This is a genomic window from Streptomyces sp. WP-1, assembly GCF_030450125.1.
Taxonomy (GTDB): domain Bacteria; phylum Actinomycetota; class Actinomycetes; order Streptomycetales; family Streptomycetaceae; genus Streptomyces; species Streptomyces incarnatus.
This window is the reverse complement of the sequence record NZ_CP123923.1, coordinates 1004853-1025966: the sequence shown is the minus strand read 5'-3', so window position 1 is coordinate 1025966 and position 21114 is coordinate 1004853. Positions and strand designations below refer to the sequence as shown.

General features: G+C 73.6%; 20 protein-coding genes. 12 read left to right on the top strand and 8 right to left on the bottom strand.

Annotated elements, in window-relative coordinates:
* Window positions 1-49: 49 nt before the first annotated feature.
* Entirely contained in the window at window positions 50-1456 is a 1407-nt protein-coding gene (locus QHG49_RS04210) for a hypothetical protein (protein ID WP_301487260.1), read from the bottom strand.
* 199 nt (window positions 1457-1655) lie between these two features.
* On the opposite strand from QHG49_RS04210, the gene QHG49_RS04205 reads away from it, so the two are divergent.
* From QHG49_RS04205 to QHG49_RS04195, 3 genes are read left to right on the top strand one after another with little or no spacing between them, the layout of a single operon-like run.
* Entirely contained in the window at window positions 1656-2399 is a 744-nt protein-coding gene (locus QHG49_RS04205) for a tyrosine-protein phosphatase (protein WP_301487259.1), read from the top strand.
* Window positions 2396-3226 carry a hypothetical protein gene (locus tag QHG49_RS04200; RefSeq protein ID WP_145484243.1) on the top strand — a complete coding sequence of 277 codons (831 nt, stop codon included), beginning with the start codon at window positions 2396-2398 and terminating at the stop codon, window positions 3224-3226. The genes QHG49_RS04205 and QHG49_RS04200 overlap by 4 nt, the downstream gene beginning before the upstream one ends.
* Window positions 3223-3765 (top strand): GrpB family protein, encoded by a 543-nt coding sequence (locus QHG49_RS04195; RefSeq protein ID WP_301487258.1) that lies wholly within the window; start codon window positions 3223-3225, stop codon window positions 3763-3765. Before QHG49_RS04200 ends, QHG49_RS04195 begins: the two co-directional genes overlap by 4 nt.
* Window positions 3766-3811: 46 nt before the next feature.
* On the opposite strand, the gene QHG49_RS04190 is transcribed toward QHG49_RS04195, so the two are convergent.
* The gene (locus tag QHG49_RS04190) at window positions 3812-4516 is read right to left on the bottom strand and encodes a hypothetical protein (RefSeq protein WP_301487257.1); all 705 of its coding nucleotides are present in this window, start codon (window positions 4514-4516) and stop codon (window positions 3812-3814) included.
* A complete protein-coding gene (locus tag QHG49_RS04185) occupies window positions 4513-5676 on the bottom strand; it encodes a histidinol-phosphate transaminase (protein WP_301487256.1) in 1164 nt (387 codons plus the stop codon). Before QHG49_RS04185 ends, QHG49_RS04190 begins: the two co-directional genes overlap by 4 nt.
* Before the next feature lie 176 nt (window positions 5677-5852).
* On the opposite strand from QHG49_RS04185, the gene QHG49_RS04180 reads away from it, so the two are divergent.
* The 3 genes from QHG49_RS04180 to QHG49_RS04170 are packed head-to-tail and all read left to right on the top strand — an operon-like array spanning window position 5853 to window position 9444.
* A complete protein-coding gene (locus QHG49_RS04180; protein ID WP_145484248.1) occupies window positions 5853-7199 on the top strand; it encodes a radical SAM protein in 1347 nt (448 codons plus the stop codon).
* On the top strand, window positions 7196-8203 hold the full coding sequence (locus QHG49_RS04175; protein ID WP_301487255.1) for a GNAT family N-acetyltransferase: 1008 nt from the start codon (window positions 7196-7198) through the stop codon (window positions 8201-8203). The genes QHG49_RS04180 and QHG49_RS04175 overlap by 4 nt, the downstream gene beginning before the upstream one ends.
* A 26-nt stretch (window positions 8204-8229) precedes the next feature.
* Entirely contained in the window at window positions 8230-9444 is a 1215-nt protein-coding gene (locus QHG49_RS04170) for a nucleotidyltransferase family protein (RefSeq protein ID WP_301487254.1), read from the top strand.
* Between the two features lie 308 nt (window positions 9445-9752).
* On the opposite strand, the gene QHG49_RS04165 is transcribed toward QHG49_RS04170, so the two are convergent.
* Window positions 9753-10316, bottom strand: a complete 564-nt coding sequence (locus QHG49_RS04165) for an NAD(P)H-dependent oxidoreductase (protein ID WP_145484253.1) — start codon at window positions 10314-10316, stop codon at window positions 9753-9755.
* Between the two features lie 100 nt (window positions 10317-10416).
* On the opposite strand from QHG49_RS04165, the gene QHG49_RS04160 reads away from it, so the two are divergent.
* Together QHG49_RS04160 and QHG49_RS04155 are read left to right on the top strand one after the other, a co-directional pair.
* Complete coding sequence (locus QHG49_RS04160) at window positions 10417-11097, top strand: TetR/AcrR family transcriptional regulator (protein WP_301487253.1); 681 nt, start codon at window positions 10417-10419, stop codon at window positions 11095-11097.
* A 104-nt stretch (window positions 11098-11201) separates the two neighbouring features.
* Window positions 11202-12197, top strand: a complete 996-nt coding sequence (locus tag QHG49_RS04155; RefSeq protein ID WP_301487252.1) for a LacI family DNA-binding transcriptional regulator — start codon at window positions 11202-11204, stop codon at window positions 12195-12197.
* A gap of 29 nt (window positions 12198-12226) precedes the next feature.
* Here the strand turns inward: QHG49_RS04155 and trxA are convergent, their stop codons facing one another.
* Complete coding sequence (trxA, locus tag QHG49_RS04150; RefSeq protein ID WP_145484257.1) at window positions 12227-12613, bottom strand: thioredoxin; 387 nt, start codon at window positions 12611-12613, stop codon at window positions 12227-12229.
* 195 nt (window positions 12614-12808) lie between these two features.
* On the opposite strand from trxA, the gene QHG49_RS04145 reads away from it, so the two are divergent.
* Window positions 12809-14248 carry an NAD(P)/FAD-dependent oxidoreductase gene (locus QHG49_RS04145; RefSeq protein ID WP_159707029.1) on the top strand — a complete coding sequence of 480 codons (1440 nt, stop codon included), beginning with the start codon at window positions 12809-12811 and terminating at the stop codon, window positions 14246-14248.
* An 8-nt stretch (window positions 14249-14256) separates the two neighbouring features.
* On the opposite strand, the gene QHG49_RS04140 is transcribed toward QHG49_RS04145, so the two are convergent.
* From QHG49_RS04140 to QHG49_RS04130, 3 genes are all read right to left on the bottom strand, one after another.
* Window positions 14257-14901: a peptide deformylase gene (locus QHG49_RS04140; RefSeq protein ID WP_159707031.1), complete on the bottom strand. Its 645-nt coding sequence runs from the start codon at window positions 14899-14901 to the stop codon at window positions 14257-14259.
* Window positions 14902-15268: 367 nt separating this feature from the next.
* Window positions 15269-15616 (bottom strand): tetratricopeptide repeat protein, encoded by a 348-nt coding sequence (locus QHG49_RS04135; RefSeq protein WP_145484262.1) that lies wholly within the window; start codon window positions 15614-15616, stop codon window positions 15269-15271.
* Window positions 15617-15768: 152 nt separating this feature from the next.
* The gene (locus tag QHG49_RS04130; protein WP_145484263.1) at window positions 15769-16893 is read right to left on the bottom strand and encodes an XdhC family protein; all 1125 of its coding nucleotides are present in this window, start codon (window positions 16891-16893) and stop codon (window positions 15769-15771) included.
* 343 nt (window positions 16894-17236) lie between these two features.
* Here QHG49_RS04130 and QHG49_RS04125 point away from each other — a divergent pair, with 343 nt between their 5' ends.
* The 3 genes from QHG49_RS04125 to QHG49_RS04115 are packed head-to-tail and all read left to right on the top strand — an operon-like array spanning window position 17237 to window position 21068.
* Window positions 17237-18118, top strand: a complete 882-nt coding sequence (locus QHG49_RS04125; RefSeq protein WP_145484265.1) for a xanthine dehydrogenase family protein subunit M — start codon at window positions 17237-17239, stop codon at window positions 18116-18118.
* Window positions 18119-18120: 2 nt separating this feature from the next.
* A complete protein-coding gene (locus tag QHG49_RS04120; protein ID WP_370530422.1) occupies window positions 18121-18675 on the top strand; it encodes a (2Fe-2S)-binding protein in 555 nt (184 codons plus the stop codon).
* On the top strand, window positions 18672-21068 hold the full coding sequence (locus QHG49_RS04115) for an aerobic carbon-monoxide dehydrogenase large subunit (RefSeq protein WP_159707035.1): 2397 nt from the start codon (window positions 18672-18674) through the stop codon (window positions 21066-21068). The genes QHG49_RS04120 and QHG49_RS04115 overlap by 4 nt, the downstream gene beginning before the upstream one ends.
* Window positions 21069-21114: the final 46 nt, after the last annotated feature.

Genomic DNA, 21114 nt, shown 5'->3' with positions numbered 1-21114 from the left:
GGTCGCGTGGGTCGGGCGCGGGGAAGCCGCGCGGGGTCGGGGCGCGCGGTCAGGGCGCGGGGACCGGGCACGGTGTGAGCCCGGCCCCGAGCGCGGTGAGTTTGCCGAGCATGTCCGCGTAGCCGCGGTGGACATGGTCCAGGCCGTGCACCTCGGTGCGGCCGGGGGCGGCGAGCGCCGTGATGAGCGCGACCGCGCCGGAGCGGGTGTCGCCCGGTGTCAGCGGCGCGTCCGCCGGGCGCAGCGGGGCGCCGCCGACGACGGTGAGGCCCGCGCCGGTGGTGCTGGTCGGCACCCCGACGCGGCCGAGGTGCTCGGCGTAGGCATAACGGCCGGGCCAGACCAGGTCGCTGACGCTGGAGCGGCCGGGGGCCCGCATCATGACGGTGGTGTAGAGCGGGAGCGCGTCGGTGGACAGGGTGGCGTTGCGGGCCACCAGGTCGGCCGGGCGCAGGGTGCCCGGGTCGCCGGTGACGGTGAGGCGGTCGCCCTCCCACTCGTGCTGGACGCCGAGCTGGGCCAGCGCGGCCAGTTCGTGGTGCATCATCCGCCGCATCCGGTCCGGGGCTCCGGTACGGATCTCGACGGTGCCCCCGGTCGCCACGGCGCAGGCGGCCCAGGTCACCGATTCCAGGCAGTCGGGGGCGAGCTGCGCGGCGGCCCGGCCGTGCCCGGGGCCGCGGCCGCGGATGGTGACGGCGCCGCCGTCCGGGTCCACCGCGACGCCGACGCCCGCCGCGCCGAGGAAGGACATCAGGTCCTGGGTGGACCAGAGCACCAGCGGATGGCGCAGTCGGCTGGTCCCGTCGGTCGCCGCGGCCAGCAGCAGGGCCGCCTTGGTCACGCTCGACATCCGGGAGCCGGCGATGGTTCTCGGGTCGTCGGACCAGTCCAGCAACTCGACGTCGGCGCAGAGGCGGCGGTCGCGGCGGCCGTGCACGGAGCCGTCGGCGGACACCTCGAAACGGCAGCCGAATCGCTCCAGCATCTCCAGCAGGTGCAGGAAGGGCCGCCCCTGGCCCATCTCGAAGTCACCCAGCTGGTCGCCGCCGGCGCCGGGGAACTCCACCTCACCGAACCGGGCGAGCATGGCGGGCAGCAGATAGAGGGAGCCGTGGATCTTCCGGGTCAGCCGGGCGCTGAGCGGGGCGGGGCGGGCGGCGGTGGCGTCGAGCACCACCTGGTCGCCCTCGACCGACCAGGTGCAGCCGAGCAGTTCCAGTTGCTCCAGCAGCACGTCGCGTTCGGTCACCTGGGGAACGCCGGTGAGCGTGGCCCGTACCCCCAGGGCCAGCGTGGCCGCGAACGCCGCGACCATCGAGTGTTTGTGCCCGGCCACCCGGACCTGGCCGCCGATGCGGCCGCCGCCGTGGACGACGACAGCGGGGAGATCCGCCGCGGCGGATCGGGAAGAGGCCGGGACGGCCTGCGCGATGAGCACCATTCGGGACGCCATCTCCTTCGGCTCTCCCGACCGCCGGACAATCGGCTGACGGGGGGGGAAGTCCTCTGAGCTGCAAAACCCACCAGTATTGGGTGGTCAAGTCTAGTCACTTTGGAGTCAAGCATAGTCATTGCAGTCAGTCAATAAACTGTGGGATGCTGCCGGGACCGAGTAAACCGAGAATCACCGAACCGGAATCGAGGCCACCGCGATGGCAGATGCCCCCGCCCTCCAGAATCTGGGCATCAACTTCCGCCCCGTGCAGTGCCCGCACCTGCGGCCGGGCCACTTGCACCGGTCCGCCGACCTGCGCACCCTCAGCCCCGAGGAATGCGGCAGGCTGTACGGCGAATACGGCGTCCGCGCCGTACTCGACCTGCGCAGCGCGCCCGAGCGCGAGCGCGACGGACTGCCGGCCACGGCCGCCTCCGGGCTGGGCCTCGTGGACCACCATGTGCCGCTCACCGGCTACCCGCACGACCCGATCGGCTCCCCGCGTCCCGGCGCGGCCGACTACGCCCGCTACTACACCGGGATGGTCCGCCGGAGCAGCTCCGAGGACCTGCGCGCCCTCTTCGCCACGGTGGCCCGAGTCGCGCACGAGCCCTTCCTGCTGGCCTGCTACTGCGGCAAGGACCGCACCGGCGTGGTCACCGCCGCGCTGATGGTCCTCGCGGGCTGCGACGACGCCTGTGTGGCCACCGAGTACGGGCGCACGGCCGAGGGCCTGATCCCCCATGTGGATCACTTCTCCCGGCTGTGGACCGGCTACGGCCACACCCGCGAGGACTTCCTGGCCCGCCTGGGGCAGACCCGCCAGGAGACGATGCTGCTGTTCCTGGCCACCATGCGCCGCGAACACGGCGGCCTGGTCCCGGCGCTGCTGGACCGCGGCGTCTCCCCAGCGGACCTGGACCGCATCGGCGCGCTGCTCACCGCGGGGGCGGCCGCGTGAGCACCGCAGCCCCGGGTGCCACCGCTGCTCCGCGGGTCGCGGCCGTCATCGGTGAGGCCGCCGGACTCGGCCGGGCTCTCACGGAGCTGGCACTGCGCCAGGGCGTCCCCGTCTTCCGCTTCGGCAGCGCCGAGGACTGCGCGGGCAGCCCCCCGGGCGCCGAGTCGCGCCTGGTCGACCTCGCCGACGCCGCACAGCCCTGGACCGTCGACCCTGCCCTGCCCGGCCCCGCTCTGGTGTTCTGGGTCGCCGGACGCTTCCTCCAGCAGCCCTTCGCCGAACTCACCGCCGCCGACGCCGAAGCCCTGACCCGGCACAGCCTCACCGGGCCGGCCGCCCTGCTGGCCCGGATTCTCGCCGCGGACCCGCACCCGGTGCACCTGGTCACCGTCGGCTCTGTCTCCGCCTGGCGCGCCCGGCAGCACCAGGCGTACTACTGCGCCCTGCGCGCCGCGCAGTCCGCGCTCACCCGGAATCTGCTCCCGGAGCTACGGGAGCACTCACCGGACGGCCGGGCGACGCTGGTCGAGCTGGGCGGCCTGGCCGTCCCGCCGCTGCCGCCGTACCCGGCCATGGACTACGGCACCACACTCGACCCGGTCCACGTCGCCGAGCTGGTCTGGCGGCTGGCGGACACCCAGACCGAACCGCTGACCCATGCCGTGATCCAGCGCGACAAGCGCCCTGGTGCCGAGGGCAGCCCTTTGTTGTCCTTCCACGGCCCGGTGCCCGATCCGCCGCCGCACCCGAGGCCGGATACGCTCCGGCCCGTGGGCACACACCCGAACCGCGAGGAACGCGGGGAAGTGGAGCAGCAGCGCACGTGAGCCGCCACCCCATGGTCATCACCGCTTACGACCCCGTCTGGCCCGAGGCGTTCGCCGTCGAGGCGGCGCGGATCGCCGCCGTGTGCCCTGTCGGCACGGCCGTGGAGCACATCGGCTCCACGGCCGTGCCCGGTCTGGCCGCCAAACCCGTGCTCGACGTGCTCGTGGGCGTGGCCGCGCTGGAGCCGGAGGGTGCCGCGTGCGTGCGCGCGCTGGTCGCGAACGGCTACCGCTACAAGCCGGACTTCGAGGCGGCCATGCCGGATCGCCGGTACCTCACGCGCAGCACCGCCGACGGGGTCCGGATCGCCAATGTCCACCTGGTGCGCCGCGGCGATCCGATGTGGCGCCAGACCCTCGCCTTCCGCGACGCCCTGCGCCAGGACCCGGCGCTGCGCGCGGGCTATGAGGCCGCCAAGCGCGCCGCTCTCGTGGCCGCGCCCGAGGACGTGCACCGCTACAACGACGCGAAGGCGCCGTTCATCGCGCGGGCGCTGGAAGCACTGGGCGTCGCCCCGCCCCGACCGGAACAACGCTGAGCCTCGGTCGCTCCGGGCCGGCCGCGGGCCGGCCGGCCCGCGGCCGCTAACGGTTGTCGTCCGGGGCGGCCACGGCGTCCCTCCGGTCCCGCCGAGCCGGCCTGCCCTGCCCACCGCTGTCCACCGACGCCGTCAACGCCTCACCGCTGTCCACCGACGCCGTCAACGCCTCCAGCAGTCCCGGCACCTGGCTCCGCCTGGTCAGGCGGACCACCGGGCAGTCCGCGCCCTGACGGGCCAGCAGTTCCGCCAGCGCCGGGCGCCTGCGGCGGCGGAAGGTGAGGATGAAGCGGAGGAAGGACGCCGCGTCCGGCGGGAGCCGCACCGCGCCGTCCGCGGCCGAGGCGTAGCCGGGGGCACGTCCGGTCAGCCGCCAGCGGGCGGTGCGGCGCAGGTAGCCGAGGACGCAGACCCGGGTGGGGTAGTCCAGCCACACCACCGCATCGGCCCGGTGCAGCCGGTCGGGAAGGGTCGTGCTGTGCAGGCCGTCCATCACCCAGGACGTGCCCTGCACAAGAACCTCGTGGTCGGCCCGCCACCGCTCCGCAGGACCGCGGACCTGCCAGGCCCGGTCGAAGTAGTGGTCGTCCAGGCCGACGTAGGGCAGACCGGTGAGCGCGGCGAGGCGCGTCGCCAGCCAGGTCTTGCCGCTGCCCGGACAGCCGACCACGGCCACCCGCCGGGCCTGCGCCAGCGCCCCGAGCACCACCCGCTCGGGGGCCGGTCCGCCGCCTGCTCGGTCCGCCGTCACTCCCGCCCCGCCCCCGCCCCGTCGCGCGTGGCCTGGTCATCGGCCGCCTGGGACAACGCGGTGAGCGCCCGCCGCAGCACCGGCCGCTGCGCCATGCCGACCCGCAGCACCGGTCCCATGACGCCCAGCGGGCGCAGATCCCGGACGGTGATCCCCTCCTCGGCCAAGGCGTCCAGCCCGCGCCGCACCAACTGGTCGGTGCCGGCGCGCACCGCGACGAAGTTCCCCTGCGAGGGCAGCGCGGTGAAGCCCGGCAGGGCGTCGGCCGCCGTGGCGAACCAGGCGCGGTCGGCGGCGACCTCGCGGTGGACGGCGGCGACCTCGTCGCCGTGGCGCAGCAGATGCGCGGCCAGGTGCAGCGCGGTGACGGAGACCGGCCCCGGGGTGTTCCAGCGGGCCAGGTAGGAGATCAGGTCGGGGTGGCCGTGCAGGTAGCCCAGGCGGGCCCCGGCCAGTCCGTAGCCCTTGGAGAAGGAGCGGAGCCGGAGCAGGTGCCGGTGGTGCCCGGTCCGCGCGGGGCCGGCCCAGCGCGGACCGTCCTGGAAGTCGCGGTACACCTCGTCGACGACCAGCAGGTTGCCGGCGGCGGCGACCGTCGCGCAGAGGTTTTCCAGTTCCTCCGGCGTGTGCACCGCGCCGGTGGGGCCGTTGGGGTTGGACAGCCACACCACGGCCCGCCCGGGACGGGCGGCCTGGAGCCGGATCAGCTCCGCGGTGTCGAAGGCGTGCCGCTGCGGCAGGTAGGGGGCGGTCAGCAGCTCTAGTCCGCGCAGCCGCGCGTAGTCCGGCAGCGACTGGTAGTTGAGCTGCTGGGTGACCGCGGCGGCACCGAGCGTGGGGCCCAGCGCCTCGGTGAGCAGCCGGTAGGCGTCGTCCGACCCGGCCACCAGCAGCAGCGATTCGGGGCTGGTGCGCAGGCGGTCGGCCAGCAGCCGGGTGACCGCGGTCCCGGAGGGATAGCCGGCCAGGTCCGCGGCCGGCAGGTCGGACAGGGCCTCTCCCGCCAGCCGCTCCAGGACGGGGTGGCGCAGTTCGTTGCTGGCCAGATTGACGGCACCGGGGACCCGGCGGCGGCGGTAGGGCCGCAGGGCCTGCACCGGCGAGGCGGCGACCGCCTCCAGCATCGTCGGGCGCGTCCTCACGGCGCTTGCAGCCTTCATGGCGGCCTTCTTCCTGATCACCGGCGCGCGGCGGGACCGAGCGCACGAAAGCACAGTAAGCATGCTGTCAATGCAAGTCAATATTGCGAGTCATGTTCTGTCAGGATTACTTGACTCACGAAAATCAATGGTGTCATATACCTCTGTCGCGATCCGTCGATCTGTGAGGCGAGCTGATGTCGAAAATCCTGGTGGTCTGGCCGCCACACGTCCCCGGCTACTTCAATGCCGGACACCACACGCCGCTCTTCGAAGTCGCCGAGTACCTGCGTCGCCGCCCCGGTGTCGAGCGGGTCGACGCGCTCGACGGCGGAGCGCTGAACGTGAACTGGAAGGACCTCGGCGCCACCCTGTACCAGGGCCGTTACGACGTCATCGCGATGATGAACGACTACGACGCCGTCGACGGGTTCGAGCGCTTCCTCTCCTACGCCCGCGAGCTGTCCCCCGGTGCCAAGGTGATCACCTTCGGCCGCCTGTCCGCGCAGAACCCCGGGCACTTTCTGCGCTACGACCTTGACGCCGTGGTGCGCTCGGGGGACGTCGAGTGCGGGGTGGGCGACTACGTCGAGGCCGTACTCGCCGGGGAGCCCGAGCGGCCGTTGCCAGGTGTCCAGGTACGCACCGCCGACGGCTGGACCGCGCCCACCGCCCCGGGCCGCACCCTGGAACCGGACGAGTGGGCGCTGCCCGACGTCCGCGAGATCCCCTACGAGGCCTACGAGCGCCTGTACGCCCGCGACGACCGCAAGTTCTGCGGCATCCCGTTCCGCCGTGAACTGGTCGTGCCGATCGCCCGGGGGTGCCCCGTCGGCTGTTCCTACTGCGATGTGCACGAGATCTTCGGCCTGCGCGAGCGCCGCCTGGGCGTCGACGCCGTGCTGGAGTACATCGCCGCCGCCCGCGAGGCGGAACCCTCGTTCGAGTACGTGTCCTTCTACGCCCCGACCTTCACCCTGAACCGCCCCTGGACCAGGGAACTGTGCCGCCGCCTGCTGGAGCAGCCCGACCGTCTGCCGTGGAAGTGCACCACCACGGTGCCGCACCTGGACGAGAAAATGGTGCAACTGATGGGCGCCGCCGGCTGCGTGCGCATCTCGGTCGGCCTGGAGACCCTGGACGAGGACGGCCACGGTTCGCTGCCCCGCTCCAAGCGGGTGCACCAGGACCGGTTCGAGAGCCTGGCCCGCTGGTGCGCCGACGCGGGGATCGAACTCAACGCGTTCGTGATGGTCGGCCTGCCCGGTACGTCCCCCGAAGGCACCGCCGCCACCGTCGCCTTCGCACGCTCGCTCGACGTCCGGGTGCGCCCCACCCTCTACACACCCCTGCACGACCTGCGGCCCACCATGACCACCGCCGAGGTCAGCCGCTACAACCGGCACACCCTGACCACACCGACGCCGCCCGAGCTGGCGGAGCAGCACTACTCCCACATCTTCGGTCCCGAGTCCCGGCTGACGAGGGTTCAGGAGCGCATCCCGCGGGCCGCCGCGCCGGTCCCCGCGCCCGCGTCCACGTGATCCGCGCGAGCGCCGCGCCGCCCGAGGTCGTCCCGCTGACGCGCGCCGTCTGGGAACAGGCTCTGCGGCAGGACCCGCAGGCGATGGCGACACAGACCCCGGGCTGGCTGGACGCGATCTGTGCCGAGGGCCCCTGGGCGGAGGCGGGCCGCCTCTACCGGTGGGACGACGGCACCCGGATCGTGCTCCCGCTGGTCACGCACACCGGACCGCCCGGACCCGGCAGCCCCGAACTGGCCTCCTGGCCCACCGAATGGGGAGTGGGCGGCCCGCTCTGCCCGGACGGGCCGCCCACTCCGGCGCATACCGCGGCCGTCCTGGCGGACCTGGCCGACGTGCCCGGCCGGGTCCGGCTGCGCATCGGCCCGCTCACCGCGGGGCCCTGGGCCGAGGCCGTTCCCGAGCGGGCCGGGCGCACCCCGCGCACCACCCATGTGGTCGATCTCGCGGGCCCGGCCGGCGCCTGGCGGCAGCGGCTCCACCCCGGCGCCCGACGCTCCATGCGCAAGGCGGCCCGCTCCGGCCTGGACGTCACCCGCGGCAGCACCGCGCACGACCTGGAGGTCTTCTACGCCCTCTACCAGCAGTCCATGGACCGCTGGGCCACACGGTCCGGCGAGCCGGCGGACCAGGTGCGGCGCCGGATCGAGGCCCGCGACCCGCTGCGCAAGCTGCGCACGGTCCGCGACCGCCTCGGCGGCGCCTGCTCCGTGTGGACGGCCTGGTACCGCGGCGAAGCCGCCGCCTCGGTGATCCTGCTGCGCCAGGGCCGCCAGGCGAAGTACTGGCGGGGTGCCATGTCCCAGCCGCTGGCCGCGCCCACCCGCGCCAACCACCTGCTGCATGAACTGGCGCTCCAGGAGGCCGCCGACGCGGGCTGCACCCACTACCACATGGGCGACTCCCACCCGGGGGGCGTCACCCGCTTCAAGGAGTCGCTCGGCGCACGGCCCTACCCCACCCCGGCTTACCTGCTGCCCGCCGCGCCCCTCACCGCCCGCTGACCGCGACGCACCGTTCGGAGCCCGACATGCCCGTCATGGACGCCTCACCACACCTCGATCCGCCGCACTCGGCCGAACGCATCGTGCAGGCCACCCGCGACTACTACGGCCTGGACCAGGACCGCCCCGACCGCCTGCTGCACCGGGCCGAGCGCTCGGACCCCAAGTTCCGCCTCACCCTGCTCAGCGCCTACCACCACGCGCACCCCGGGGCGCTGTCCGCCTCCCGCGTCCATGAACTCGACGAGGCCCGCGCCCGGTTGGCGGCGTACGCCGCCGTCCGGGACCGGCTCGCCCAGGTGGTCCCCGGGCTGAGCCCGGTCAAAGGCCTGGCCATCTCCGCCTGCTACCCCGCCCCGTTGCTGCGCCACCAGGGCGACCTCGATCTGCACGTCCCCGATGAAGCGGGGCTGTGGCGCGCCGCGCAGGCGCTGATCTCGGACGGCTGGCAGCACACCGACCTCGCGGTGCGCCAGGTCGACCACGCCCCTGCCCACCTGCTGACGTTCTACCGCCCGCACGGTGACGACCTGGCTCGCCCGCTCTACGTCGAACTGACCGACGTCGCCTGGCTCGGTGACGGCCGCCGCAGCATGCCCCGGCGCACTCTTCCCGCCACTGCCGCTGCGGACGGCGCAGCGCGCGAGGGCCTGCCGGCGGACGACGTCGTGACCAGTCTGCTCTTCCTCTGTCTCGAAGGACTCGAACGCGCCCTGGGTCTGCGGGACGCCGTCGACACCTGGCTTCTCGCCGTCCGGCTGACAGCAGAGGACCGCGCCCTGCTGACCGAGCTGATCGACCGGCTGGGGCTGCACGACGGCTACCGGCGCATGGTCGCTGCGGCGGGGCGCGCCGGACTGCTGGCCGACGGCGGGCTCCTGCCCGGGGCACCCCGCCCGCGCCGCCGAAGGCCCACGCTGCGGCGCCCGGACATCGCCGTCCTGAACTGGCTCCAGTGGGCCGGCTTCTACCGCGGCCCGTCCCGACTGCGCAGCGCCGTCTGGGAGCGGCTCAGCATGCGCATCGACGCACCCACCGCGTTCCGCGGTGGCATGTGGGCCTTCGGCATCCCCGCCGAGGCGCTCGGGGACCACGCCCGCACTCCCGCCCTCGGCGACACGCCCCCGGCTCTCCAGGAGACCGCCGTCCTGCGGGGCCGCCGCAGGCTGTCCACCCCTCTCGGCGACTTCCTGCTCGTCTCGGGCCCGCGCGTCCCCGCCGGCATCCTGGACGCCGCCTGAGCGGATCGACCGGTGTCCGCGTGACCTGGCTGACGGGTGCGCAGGGGGCACATGGCCCGCCGCCCCCCCCCGAGGTCGTTCACGGAACCGAGTACGCCCGCCGTGACGCCGGGCGACTCGGCGGAGCTCCCGGCCGAATCTCCGTTCGCGGCGAGTGCCGTACGGCAGTCCGACGTCGCGTTCGCCCGTCCTCCTCGCCGGCGGCGCCGGGACAGCGCGGCACCGGACCCTTCCGGCGCAAAGCCCCCCAAGACCCGTAGGGACCGGAGGCCGCTCGGCTCCGGTCCCTACGGGTGGTTCGGGTGGGCTCAGGCGGCCGTGATCTGCGCCGCGGTGCCGTGCAGGCGCGTGACGACCTCGGTCAGCTGGGCGGCGACCTCGGCGTCGTCGGCCGGGTGGGTCTCGGCGAAGCGGGTCATGGAGCCGGGGATGGAGAGCTTGATGTCCTCGATCACCTTGCCGCCGGCGATGCCGACCGACTTGCGGGTGTCGTCCTGCGCCCACACGCCGCCGAACTGGCCGAACGCGGTGCCGATCACGGCGACGGGCTTGCCGCCGAAGGCGCCGGCGCCGTACGGGCGGGACAGCCAGTCGATGGCGTTCTTCAGGACGGCCGGCATGGTGCCGTTGTACTCGGGCGAGAACAGCAGGAACGCGTCGGCGCCCTGGGCGGCCGCACGCAGGGCCGCGGCGGCGGCCGGGACGCTGCCCTCGACGTCGATGTCCTCGTTGTAGAAGGGCACATCGGCGAGGCCCTCGAAGATCACGACCTCGGCGCCCTCGGGGGCGAGCTTGGCGGCCGCCTCGGCCAGCTGACGGTTGTGCGAACCGGCACGCAGGCTGCCGACGAGCGCGAGGATACGAACAGACATGTGAAATCTCCAGGGGCTGAAACATCGCCGTTACGATCCGGACCAAGGTCCGTTTAAATTTCTACCACCACAACCGGACCGGGGTCCAGTTCTGTTCCCGATGCTTTACTCTGTCGTCATGTCCAGCGCGCCGCAGCCCTTCCCGACGCCGCAGGAGCCCTCCGACGCGCCACCCCTGCTGGAGCTCGGCACGGCTCCCGAGGAGCCCTGCCTGCGCGCCGACGCGGCCCGCAACCGCGCCCGGCTGCTGGAGGCCGCCGCCCGCCTGATCGCGGAGCACGGCGTGGCCGGCGTCACCATGGAGGCCGTCGCCGCGGCGGCCCAGGTCGGCAAGGGCACGGTCTTCCGGCGCTTCGGCGACCGCACCGGACTCCTGATGGCCCTGCTCGACCACTCGGGCCGCTGGCTCCAGGCCGACTTCCTCGGCGGCCCCCCGCCGCTCGGCCCCGGCGCGCCGCCCCTGGAGCGGCTGCGGGCGTTCGGCATCGCGGTGCTCTACCGCTCGGCCGAGCAGCTGGAGCTGCAACTCGCCGCCCAGCCCGAGGCGTGCCGCCGCTTCTCCCACCCCGCGACGCAGGCGCTGCGCACCCATGTGACCATGCTGCTGCGCCAGATCGTGCCCGACGCGGACTGCGAACTGCTCTCCCAGACCCTGCTGGCCTCCCTCGACCCGGCGCTCATCCACCATCTGACCCGGCAGCGCGGAATGCCCATGGCCCGTCTGGAGGCGGCCTGGGTGGACCTGGTCGCACGGGTGACGCGCACGCAGCGGCCCGTCTGACAAGAGGCCGAACAGCCGGTGCGCGCGCGGGAGTTGGTCAAAAAGCGAACCACATTCCCCCGCCCGCCACACCCCCGGACCGCTCTGCCAAGATGCGGTCTGTCATGGTGCAGATACCGAACACTCCCACGAGTGCCGATGTGGCCCGCCTGGCCGGCGTCTCGCGCGCGACCGTGTCCTACGTGCTCAACAACACCGACACCGTGCGGATCAGCGAACCCACGCGGCGGCGCGTCCACGAGGCCGCGCGGGAACTGGGGTACGTCCCCCACGCGGCCGCCCGCAGCCTGCGCGCCGGACACAGCCGTACCGTGCTCATGCCCGCCCCGGCGATCCCCGTCGGACCCCTCTACAGCGCGTTCCTCAACGAGGTCCACAGCGCCCTGGGCCGGCTCGACTACACCGTCGTCCAGTACGGCTCCGTCGGCCTCCCGGGCGACGAAGCCGCCCGCGCCTGGGCCGAGTTACGGCCCGTGGCCGTCCTGGTGCCCGGTACCGGGATCGGCCCGCGGGGCGTCGCCGTCCTCAAACGCTCCGGCGCCCGCGCGGTCGTCACCCTCGGGCCCGAACGCGTCGAGGGCGCCCACGCCCTGCTGATGGACCATGACGCCGTGGGCCGGTGCGCGGCCGCCCACCTGTACGAACGCGGCAGGCGGCGGATCGGGGTCGTCGTACCCGAGGAGCCCGGCCTGGAGGTCTATTCGAGGCCCCGGCTCGACGGCGCGCGGCAGGCGCTGCGCGGCACCGGGGCGAGCGTCATCGGCGTGCCGCTCGCCTACACCGAGCGGGCCGCCGCCGAACTCGCGGCGAACTGGCCCGGGTTGGACGCGGTGTTCGCCTACAACGACGAGTACGCCATGCTGTTGATGCGCGGCCTCCAGGACGCCGGGCGGCGCATCCCCGAGGACGTGGCCGTGATCGGCGCCGACGACCTGATGCTCGGCCGGCTGCTGCGGCCCCGGCTGAGCACCGTCCGCATCGAACTGCCCGCGGGCCGCGACCTCGCCGCCCTGGTCGACCGCGCGGTGCGCGACCCGGGCGGCGAACCCGAGGTGCACCGGGTCCTCGGCTCCTCGGTCGTACGACGCGAGTCCACCTGAATCCCGGTCCCGGCCCGGCCCCCCGGCGGCTACTGGGCCTGGCCCTCCTCGGCGCCCTCCTGGGCGGCGATGCTCTTGCGGACCTCGTCCATGTCCAGCCCGCGGGCCTGGCCGATGACGTCCGTCAGGGCCGCCTCGGGCAGCGCGCCCGGCTGGGCGAACACGGCCACCCGGTCCCGCACGATCATCAGCGTGGGGATCGACTGGATACCGAAGGCCTGCGCCAGCTCCGGCTGGGCCTCGGTGTCCACCTTGCCGAACACCAGGTCCGGATTGTCCTTCGCGGCCTTCTCGTACACCGGCGCGAACTGCCGGCACGGACCGCACCAGGACGCCCAGAAATCGATGAGCACGAAGTCGTTGTCCGTGACCGTCTGGTCGAAGTTGTCCTTGGTCAGTTCCACGGTGCCGCTCATGGCCTGGGTCCCTCTTCCTGGTCCGGGGGTGTGCCGACGGCGGAAACACGGCCGGTGGGCCGCCTATTCCGGGCAGTTCCCGCGTCGGCGCGGGCACTGCCCGGGCGCACCCGGATGCCTCTCGCGCACCCGGGCGCCCGTGTGCGCGCTCGTACCCATGTGGCCGCCGCGCACACCACCCACCAGACTGACCCCATGACGGAAACGACGGAATCGGAAACCATCGCGTACGACGTCGTGGTGCTCGGGGCCGGGCCCGTGGGGGAGAACGTCGCCGACCGCACCCGCGCGGCCGGCCTCACCACCGCGATCGTGGAGAGCGAACTGGTCGGCGGCGAGTGCTCCTACTGGGCGTGCATGCCCAGCAAGGCGCTGCTCAGGCCGGTCATCGCCCAGGCCGACGGCCGCCGGCTGCCCGGCCTCGCCGCGGCGGTCCAGGGCCCCCTCGACACCCCGGCCGTGCTGGAGCGACGCGACAACTTCACCTCCCACTGGCAGGACGACGGGCAGGTCGACTGGGTGGAGGGCATCGGCGCCGACCTCTACCGGGGCCACGGCCGCCTCGCGGGACCGCGCACGGTCACCGTCACCGTGTCCGACGGCGGCGTCACCACCCTCACCGCCCGGCACGCCGTCGTGGTCTGCACCGGCACCCGCGCCCAGCTGCCCGACCTGCCCGGACTCGCCGAGGTGCGGCCGTGGACCAGCCGGGAGGCCACCAGCGCGGACACGGCCCCCGGCCGGCTGCTCGTCGTCGGCGGCGGTGTCGTCGCCACCGAGATGGCCACCGCCTGGGCGGCGCTCGGCTCCCGGGTGACCCTGCTGGTGCGCGGCAAGGGCCTGCTCGGCCGCATGGAGCCGTTCGCCGGGGAACTGGTCGCCGAGGCGCTCACCGAGGCCGGGGTGGACGTGCGCACGGGCGCGTCCGTCACCTCCGTCACCCGGGAGAACGGCACCGTCGTGGCCCTCACCCGTACGGGTGAGAGGTTCGAGGCCGACGAGATCCTCTTCGCCACCGGCCGCGTCCCGCAGACCGACGACATCGGCCTCGACACGGTCGGCCTGGAGCCCGGTTCCTGGCTGGAGACCGACGACACCCTGCGGGTCGCCGGGACCGACTGGCTGTACGCCGCCGGTGACGTCAACCACCGCGCGCTCCTCACCCATCAGGGCAAGTACCAGGCCCGTATCGCCGGTGCCGCCATCGGTGCCCGCGCGGCCGGTACCCCGCTGCTGGACGGCCCCTGGGGCCCGCACGCGGCCACCGCCGACCACGAGGCCGTACCGCAGGTCGTGTTCACCGACCCCGAGGCCGCCGCGGTCGGGCTCTCCCTCGCCGAGGCGGAGGAGGCCGGCCACCGGGTCCGCGCGGTCGACGTGGAGTTCTCCTCCGTCGCCGGTGCGGCCCTGTACGGCGACGGCTACAAGGGCCGCGCCCGCATGGTCGTGGACCTGGAGGACGAGATCCTGCGGGGCGTCACCTTCGTCGGCCCCGGCGTCGGCGAACTCATCCACTCGGCCACGATCGCCGTCGCGGCCCACGTCCCGATCAGCCGCCTGTGGCACGTGGTCCCCTCGTACCCGACCCTGAGCGAGGTCTGGCTGCGGCTGCTGGAGGCGTACCGGGACAACTGAGAGGCGCGTTACGGCAGTTCGAAGCCGAGGGCGGTCGCCGCCGTCGAGGGGGTCGGCTGGGACCACAGGGCGGCGACGGCCTCGTTGGTGGACAGGGAGCGCGGTTCGGCGCGGTCGAGGTAGAGGGTGCCGTCGAGGTGGTCCGTCTCGTGCTGCACGATGCGGGCGGGCCACCCGGTGAACACCTCGTCCACCGGGCGCCCGCACTCGTCCTCGGCGCGCAGCCGCACCTCGGTGTGCCGGGCCACCACCGCCTGCCAGCCGGGCACGCTGAGGCAGCCCTCGAAGAACGCGGCGCGCGTCGTGCCGACGGGCTCGTACACCGGGTTCACCAGGACCCGGAAGGGCTGCGGACGCCGGCCCCGGACCGCGGCGATCTCGTCCGGCACCGGTGCCGGGTCCTCCAGGACCGCGATCCGCAGCTCCACACCGACCTGGGGCGCGGCGAGGCCCACGCCGGGCGCGGCGTGCATGGTCAGACGCAGCGCCTCGACGAAACGGGCCAGCAGGGCGGGGCCGAGCTGGCCGTCGTACGCCTCGGTGGGGCGGCGCAGCACCGGCCGGCCGGCGGCGACGATGGGCAGGGGGCCGCCGGCGGCGAGGAGTTCCTCGACCCGTTCGGCGAGCGGTGCGTGATCACGGTCGGATGCCATCGCGCCAGGATGCCACGGGGGCCCAGCCGGGGACGAGGCGCCCACCCCGGGGTGGGTACGAGGGGCGCGGCCCCGGGGTGGGTACGAGGGGCGCGGCCCCGGGGCGGGCACGAGGCGCGGACCCGGGGTGGGTACGAGGCGCGCGGCCCCGGGGTGGGTACGAGGGGCGCGGCCCCGGGGTGGGTACGAGGGGCGCGGCCCCGGGGCGGGCACGAGGCGCGGACCCGGGGTGGGTACGAGGCGCGCGGCCCCGGGGTGGGTACGAGGGGCGCGGCCCGGGGTGGGCACGAGGCGCGCGGCCCGGGGCGGGCGCGTGGCCGGGCGCCGGGGCGTGGGACCTCGGCGCCCGGTGTCGCGCCACGGCGCCTCAGCCTCGCGCGGGCTCGCCCGCCAGCGCGGCGGCGATCCGCAGATGCCGCTCCGCCTCCGCGTGCCGCGACTGCCGTTCGAGCGTGCGGCCCAGCATCAGCCGGGCGTAGTGCTCCACCGGATCGCGCTCCACGATCGTCCGCAGCTGGTCCTCGGCCCGCCGCAGCTGCGCCGAGTGGTAGTACGCGCGGGCCAGCAGCAGCCGGGGCCCGGTCTGCTCCGGTACCTCCTCCACCAGGGCGGCCAGCACGCGCGCCGCCCCCGCGTAGTCCTTGGCCGCGAAGAACGCCTGGGCGCGCTCCCAGCGCTCGGCCGGGGTGCCGTGGCCGTAGTACGTGGTCTCCACCTGTGACCTCCTTCGGCGGCCACAACGGCACCAGTCAGTTCAATATTCCACTACCCGCTCCCGGGGGCCGGTCCACGTCCGGCCGGCCTTTCTCGGTGACGCCGGCCACCGGCACCCGCGCGACCCCCGGGGACCGGCGCCGGCGCCCCGCGTCAGCGATGGATCGGCAGCGGGGTCATCTCCACCAGCCGCCGCCCCGTGCCGCCCCACCGCAGGGCGATGACCTCGGCCATGATGGCCACCGCCGTCTCCTCCGGCGTACGGGCGCCCAGGTCGAGCCCGATCGGCGCGGCCAGCCGGGACAGCTCCGCCTCGCTCATGCCCTCCTCGCGCAGCCGCCGCAGCCGGTCCTCATGGGTACGGCGGCTGCCCATCGCGCCGATGTAGCGGGCGGGTGTGCGCAACGCCCGCCGGAGCAGCGGCACATCGAACTTCGGGTCGTGGGTGAGGACGCAGATCACCGTGTTCTCGTCCACCTCGGTCGACTCCAGATACCGGTGCGGCCACTCCACCACCAGCTCGTCCGCGTCCGGGAAGCGGCGGCGGGTGGCGAACACCGGGCGGGCGTCGCACACGGTGACGTGATAGCCGAGGAACTTGCCGATCCGGGCCACCGCGGACGCGAAGTCGATGGCGCCGAACACCAGCATCCGCGGCGGCGGCGCGAAGGACTCCACGAACACGGCGACGTCGTCGCGCCGCTCCTCGCCCGCGCGCCCGACCCGCACCACCCCGGTACTGCCCTGCGCCAGCAGCCCCTGCGCCCGCTCGACCACGGAGGCGTCGAGGCGGGCGTCACCGAGCGTGCCCCGCCCACCGGACGGCGTGACGATCAGCTGACCGGCGGGCGCGGCCGTGGGATCCGGCTCCGCGCCGCCGCCCTCGTCCGGCAGCGGCGACACCACCGCCACCGGCCGCCCCGCGCCCATCGCCTCCAGCACCCCCGGCAGCCCCGGGAAACGGCCCGCGCCCGCCGGCCGTACCAGGATCTCGATGATCCCGCCGCAGGTCAGGCCGACCGCGAGCGCGTCGTCGTCGCTGACGCCGTAGGTCACGAGGGCGGGCTCGCCGCTCTCCAGGACCTCGCTCGCCAGCTCGTACACCGCGCCCTCCACACAGCCTCCCGAGACGCTCCCGATCACCTCGCCGTCCTCGGCGACCGCCAGCGAGGAGCCCGCCTGGCGCGGCGCCGACCTCCAGGTCCGTACGACCGTCGCCACCGCGAATCGCTTGCCCGACGCACTCCAGGCGGAGAGGCCCTCCGCGATGTCCCGCATCCGTGTGCCTCCTTCGGCGGCGTCCCTCACCGCCACACCCACCGCATACCCGTTCGGGCCTCTGCGCAGGCCGTACGGCGGTCCGCGCCTCGGCGCCCGGCCCCCGCCCAAACCCCGTGGCGGCCGTTCTCCCCCGTCCGGCGTCCGGATCATGCGAATGCCGTCCGCCGCATGTCAACGGCAGCTTAAGTCTTCGCTTAAGTGACCGCGCCCGTCGTGTCGAGCGAGTTAAGCGAAGGCTTAAGCAGCGATTGACACCCCGCCCGGACGGAGGCGCAATGATCTTTGGACAACGGCGCCCGACGCGCCCGGCTGCCCGCCGGGCGAGACAGGGGAGTGCGGCATGCAGGTTCCCGCTCCGTTCGAATACCAGCGGGTGGGCACGGTGGACGAGGCGGTCACGCTTCTGGACCGGCTCGGCGACACCGCCCGGCTGGTGGCCGGCGGACACAGCCTCCTCCCGATGATGAAACTCCGGCTGGCCAATTTCGAATACCTCATCGACATCAATGAGCTGCACGACGAACTGGGCTATATCCGCGTCGAACCCGGCCTGATCCGTATCGGCGCGATGACCCGGCACCGCGAGCTGCTGGAGTCCGACGAACTCGCCGCCGCCTTCCCGATCTTCCGCGACGCCGAACGGGTGATCGCCGACCCCGTGGTGCGCAACCGGGGCACCCTGGGCGGCTCCCTGTGCCAGGCGGACCCCTCCGAGGACCTGTCGGCGGTGTGCACCACGCTGGACGCGTCCTGCGTGATCCGCGGGATGGACGGCGAGCGCGTGGTCCCCATGGAGGACTTCCACCAGGGGCCGTACGAGACCGCCGTCGGCGACGCGGAGATCCTCACCGAGGTGCGCTTCCCGGTCCGCCCGCGCGGATCCAGCGCCTACGAGAAGGTCGAGCGGCGCGCCGGGGACTGGGCGGTCGTCTCGGCGGGCGCGGCGCTCTGGCTGGACGGGTCAGGGCTGATCGCGGACGCCCGGGTCGGCCTCGCCGCCGTCGGACCGAACACCGCCGGCATTCCCGGGATCGCCGGCGCCCTGCGCGGCCGGCCGCCCGCCGAGGAGCTGTGGGCGCGGGCCGGCGACATCGCGGCCGAGTCCTGCTCCCCGGCCACCGACCGGCGTGGCAGCGCCGAGTACAAGCGGCATCTGGCCCGTGAGCTGACGATGCGCGTACTGCGCCGGGCCATGGCCCGGCTCAACGGACAGGAGGTGTGATCGTGCAGGTCACCATGACCGTCAACGACGAAGAGATCACCCGGGAGATCGAGGGCCGGCTGCTGCTGGTGCACTTCCTGCGCGACCACCTCCAGCTGACCGGCACCCACTGGGGCTGCGACACCAGCAACTGCGGCACCTGCGTGGTCTGGCTGGACGGCGAGCCCGTCAAGTCCTGTACGGTGCTGGCCGCGATGGCGGGCGGCCACGAGGTACGCACCGTCGAGGGCCTGGAGCAGAACGGCGAACTCGACCCGATCCAGCGCGGGTTCATGGAATGCCACGGCCTCCAGTGCGGCTTCTGCACCCCCGGCATGATGATGACCTCCCGCGCCCTGCTCGACCGGAACCCGGACCCCTCCGACGAGGAGATCCGCGAGGCCATCTCCGGCCAGATCTGCCGCTGCACCGGCTACGCCACCATCGTCCGCTCGATCCGCTGGGCCGCCGCCGAACAGGCCGGCACCCGCACCACCGCCGAGGAGCCCGAGCGCACCGTCGCACCCGCCGACCGGCACCAGCAGTCCGTCGCGTCGGCCCAGGGGAGCACCTCATGACCACCGTCGCCGACAACGGCCGCCGCACCGCCTTCGTCGACAACGACCAGAAGCCCAACGGCCACGGCCGGATGCTGCGCAAGGAGGACCCCCGCTTCGTCCGCGGCCGGGGCCGCTACGTGGACGACCTCCAGCTGCCCGGCATGCTCCACCTGGCGATCCTGCGCTCCCCGTTCGCCCACGCCCGCGTCGTCTCCGTCGACACCACCCTCGCCGAGGCCCACCCCAAGGTCCGCCTGGTGGTCACCGGCGCGATGCTCGCCGAGAAGGGCCTGGCCTGGATGCCGACCCTGTCGAACGACGTGCAGGCCGTCCTCGCCACCGACAAGGTCCGCTTCCAGGGCCAGGAGGTCGCCTTCGTCGTCGCCGAGGACCGGTACGCGGCCCGCGACGCCCTCGAACTGATCGACGTCGAGTACGAACCGCTGGACGCGGTGATCGACGTACGCACCGCGCTCTCGCCCGAGGCCCCGGTCATCCGCGACGACCTGGAGGGCAAGGCCGACAACCACGTCTTCGACTGGGAGACCGGCGACGCGGACGCCACCGACGAGGTGTTCCGGCGCGCCGACGTCGTCGTCTCGCAGGACATCGTCTACCCCCGGGTGCACCCGGCGCCCATGGAGACCTGCGGCGCGGTCGCCGACTACGACGCGGTCGACGGCAAGCTCACCCTGTGGTCCACCACCCAGGCCCCGCACGCCCACCGCACCCTGTACGCGATCGTCGCCGGACTGCCCGAGCACAAGATCCGCGTGGTCTCCCCGGACATCGGCGGCGGCTTCGGCAACAAGGTGCCGATCTACCCGGGTTACGTGTGCGCGATCGTCGGCTCCCTGCTCACCGGCAAACCGGTGAAGTGGATGGAGGACCGCGCCGAGAACCTGATCAGCACCGGCTTCGCCCGCGACTACCTCATGCGCGGCGAGATCGCGGCCACCCGCGACGGCAGGATCCTCGCCGTCCGCACCAATGTCCTCGCCGACCACGGCGCGTTCAACGGCGTCGCCGCGCCCGTGAAGTACCCGGCCGGCTTCTTCGGCGTCTTCACCGGCAGCTACGACCTGGAGGCCGCCTACTGCAAGATGACGGCCGTCTACACCAACAAGGCGCCCGGCGGGGTGGCGTACGCCTGCTCCTTCCGCATCACCGAGGCGGTCTACCTGGTCGAGCGGATCGTCGACTGCCTCGCCGCCGAGCTGCGGATGGACCCGGTCGAGCTGCGGATGAAGAACTTCATCCGGCCCGAGCAGTTCCCCTACCGCACCAAGACCGGCTGGGTGTACGACTCCGGGAACTACGCCCCGACCATGGAACTGGCCAAACAGCTCGCCGGATACGACGAGTTGCGCGCCGAGCAGGCCGAGAAGCGGGCCCGCGGCGAGATCATGGGCATCGGTGTGTCCTTCTTCACCGAGGCGGTCGGCGCCGGACCCCGCAAGGACATGGACATCCTCGGCCTCGGCATGGCCGACGGCTGCGAACTGCGGGTCCACCCCACCGGGAAGGCCGTCGTACGGCTGTCGGTGCAGACCCAGGGGCAGGGCCACGAGACGACGTTCGCGCAGATCGTCGCCGAGGAACTCGGCATCCCGCCCCAGGACATCGAGGTCGTGCACGGCGACACCGACCAGACCCCGTTCGGCCTCGGCACGTACGGCAGTCGCTCCACCCCGGTCTCCGGCGCGGCCGCCGCCCTGGTCGCCCGCAAGGTCCGTGACAAGGCGCGGCTGATCGCCTCCGGGATGCTGGAGGTCTCGGTCGCCGACCTGGAGTGGGAGAAGGGCTCCTTCACGGTGGCGGGCGACCCGAACGCCTCGGTGACCATCCAGGACATCGCGATGCGGGCGCACGGCGCGGGCGATCTGCCCGAGGGCGTCGAGGGCGGCCTGGAGGCGCAGATCTGCTACAACCCGGAGAACCTCACCTATCCGCACGGCGCCTACATCTGCGTGGTCGACATCGACCCGGGCACCGCGAAGGTGACGGTACGCCGGTTCGTGGCGGTGGACGACTGCGGCACCCGGATCAACCCGATGATCATCGAGGGCCAGGTGCACGGCGGGCTCACCGACGGCGTCGGCATGGCGCTGATGGAGATGATCGCCTTCGACGAGGACGGCAACTGCCTCAGCGGCTCCCTGATGGACTACCTCATCCCGACCGCCCTCGAAGTGCCCGACTGGGAGACCGGGTTCACGGTCACGCCGTCCCCGCACCACCCGATCGGCGCCAAGGGCGTGGGCGAGTCCGCGACCGTCGGCTCCCCGCCCGCGATCGTCAACGCGGTGGTCGACGCGCTCTCCCCGTTCGGGATCCGGCACGCGGACATGCCGCTGACCCCCTCCCGGGTCTGGGAGGCGATGCAGGGCCGGCCCCGCCCGCCGATCTGACCCGGGGCGGTGCGTACAGGAGACGGTGACGGAGTCGAGGAGGTGA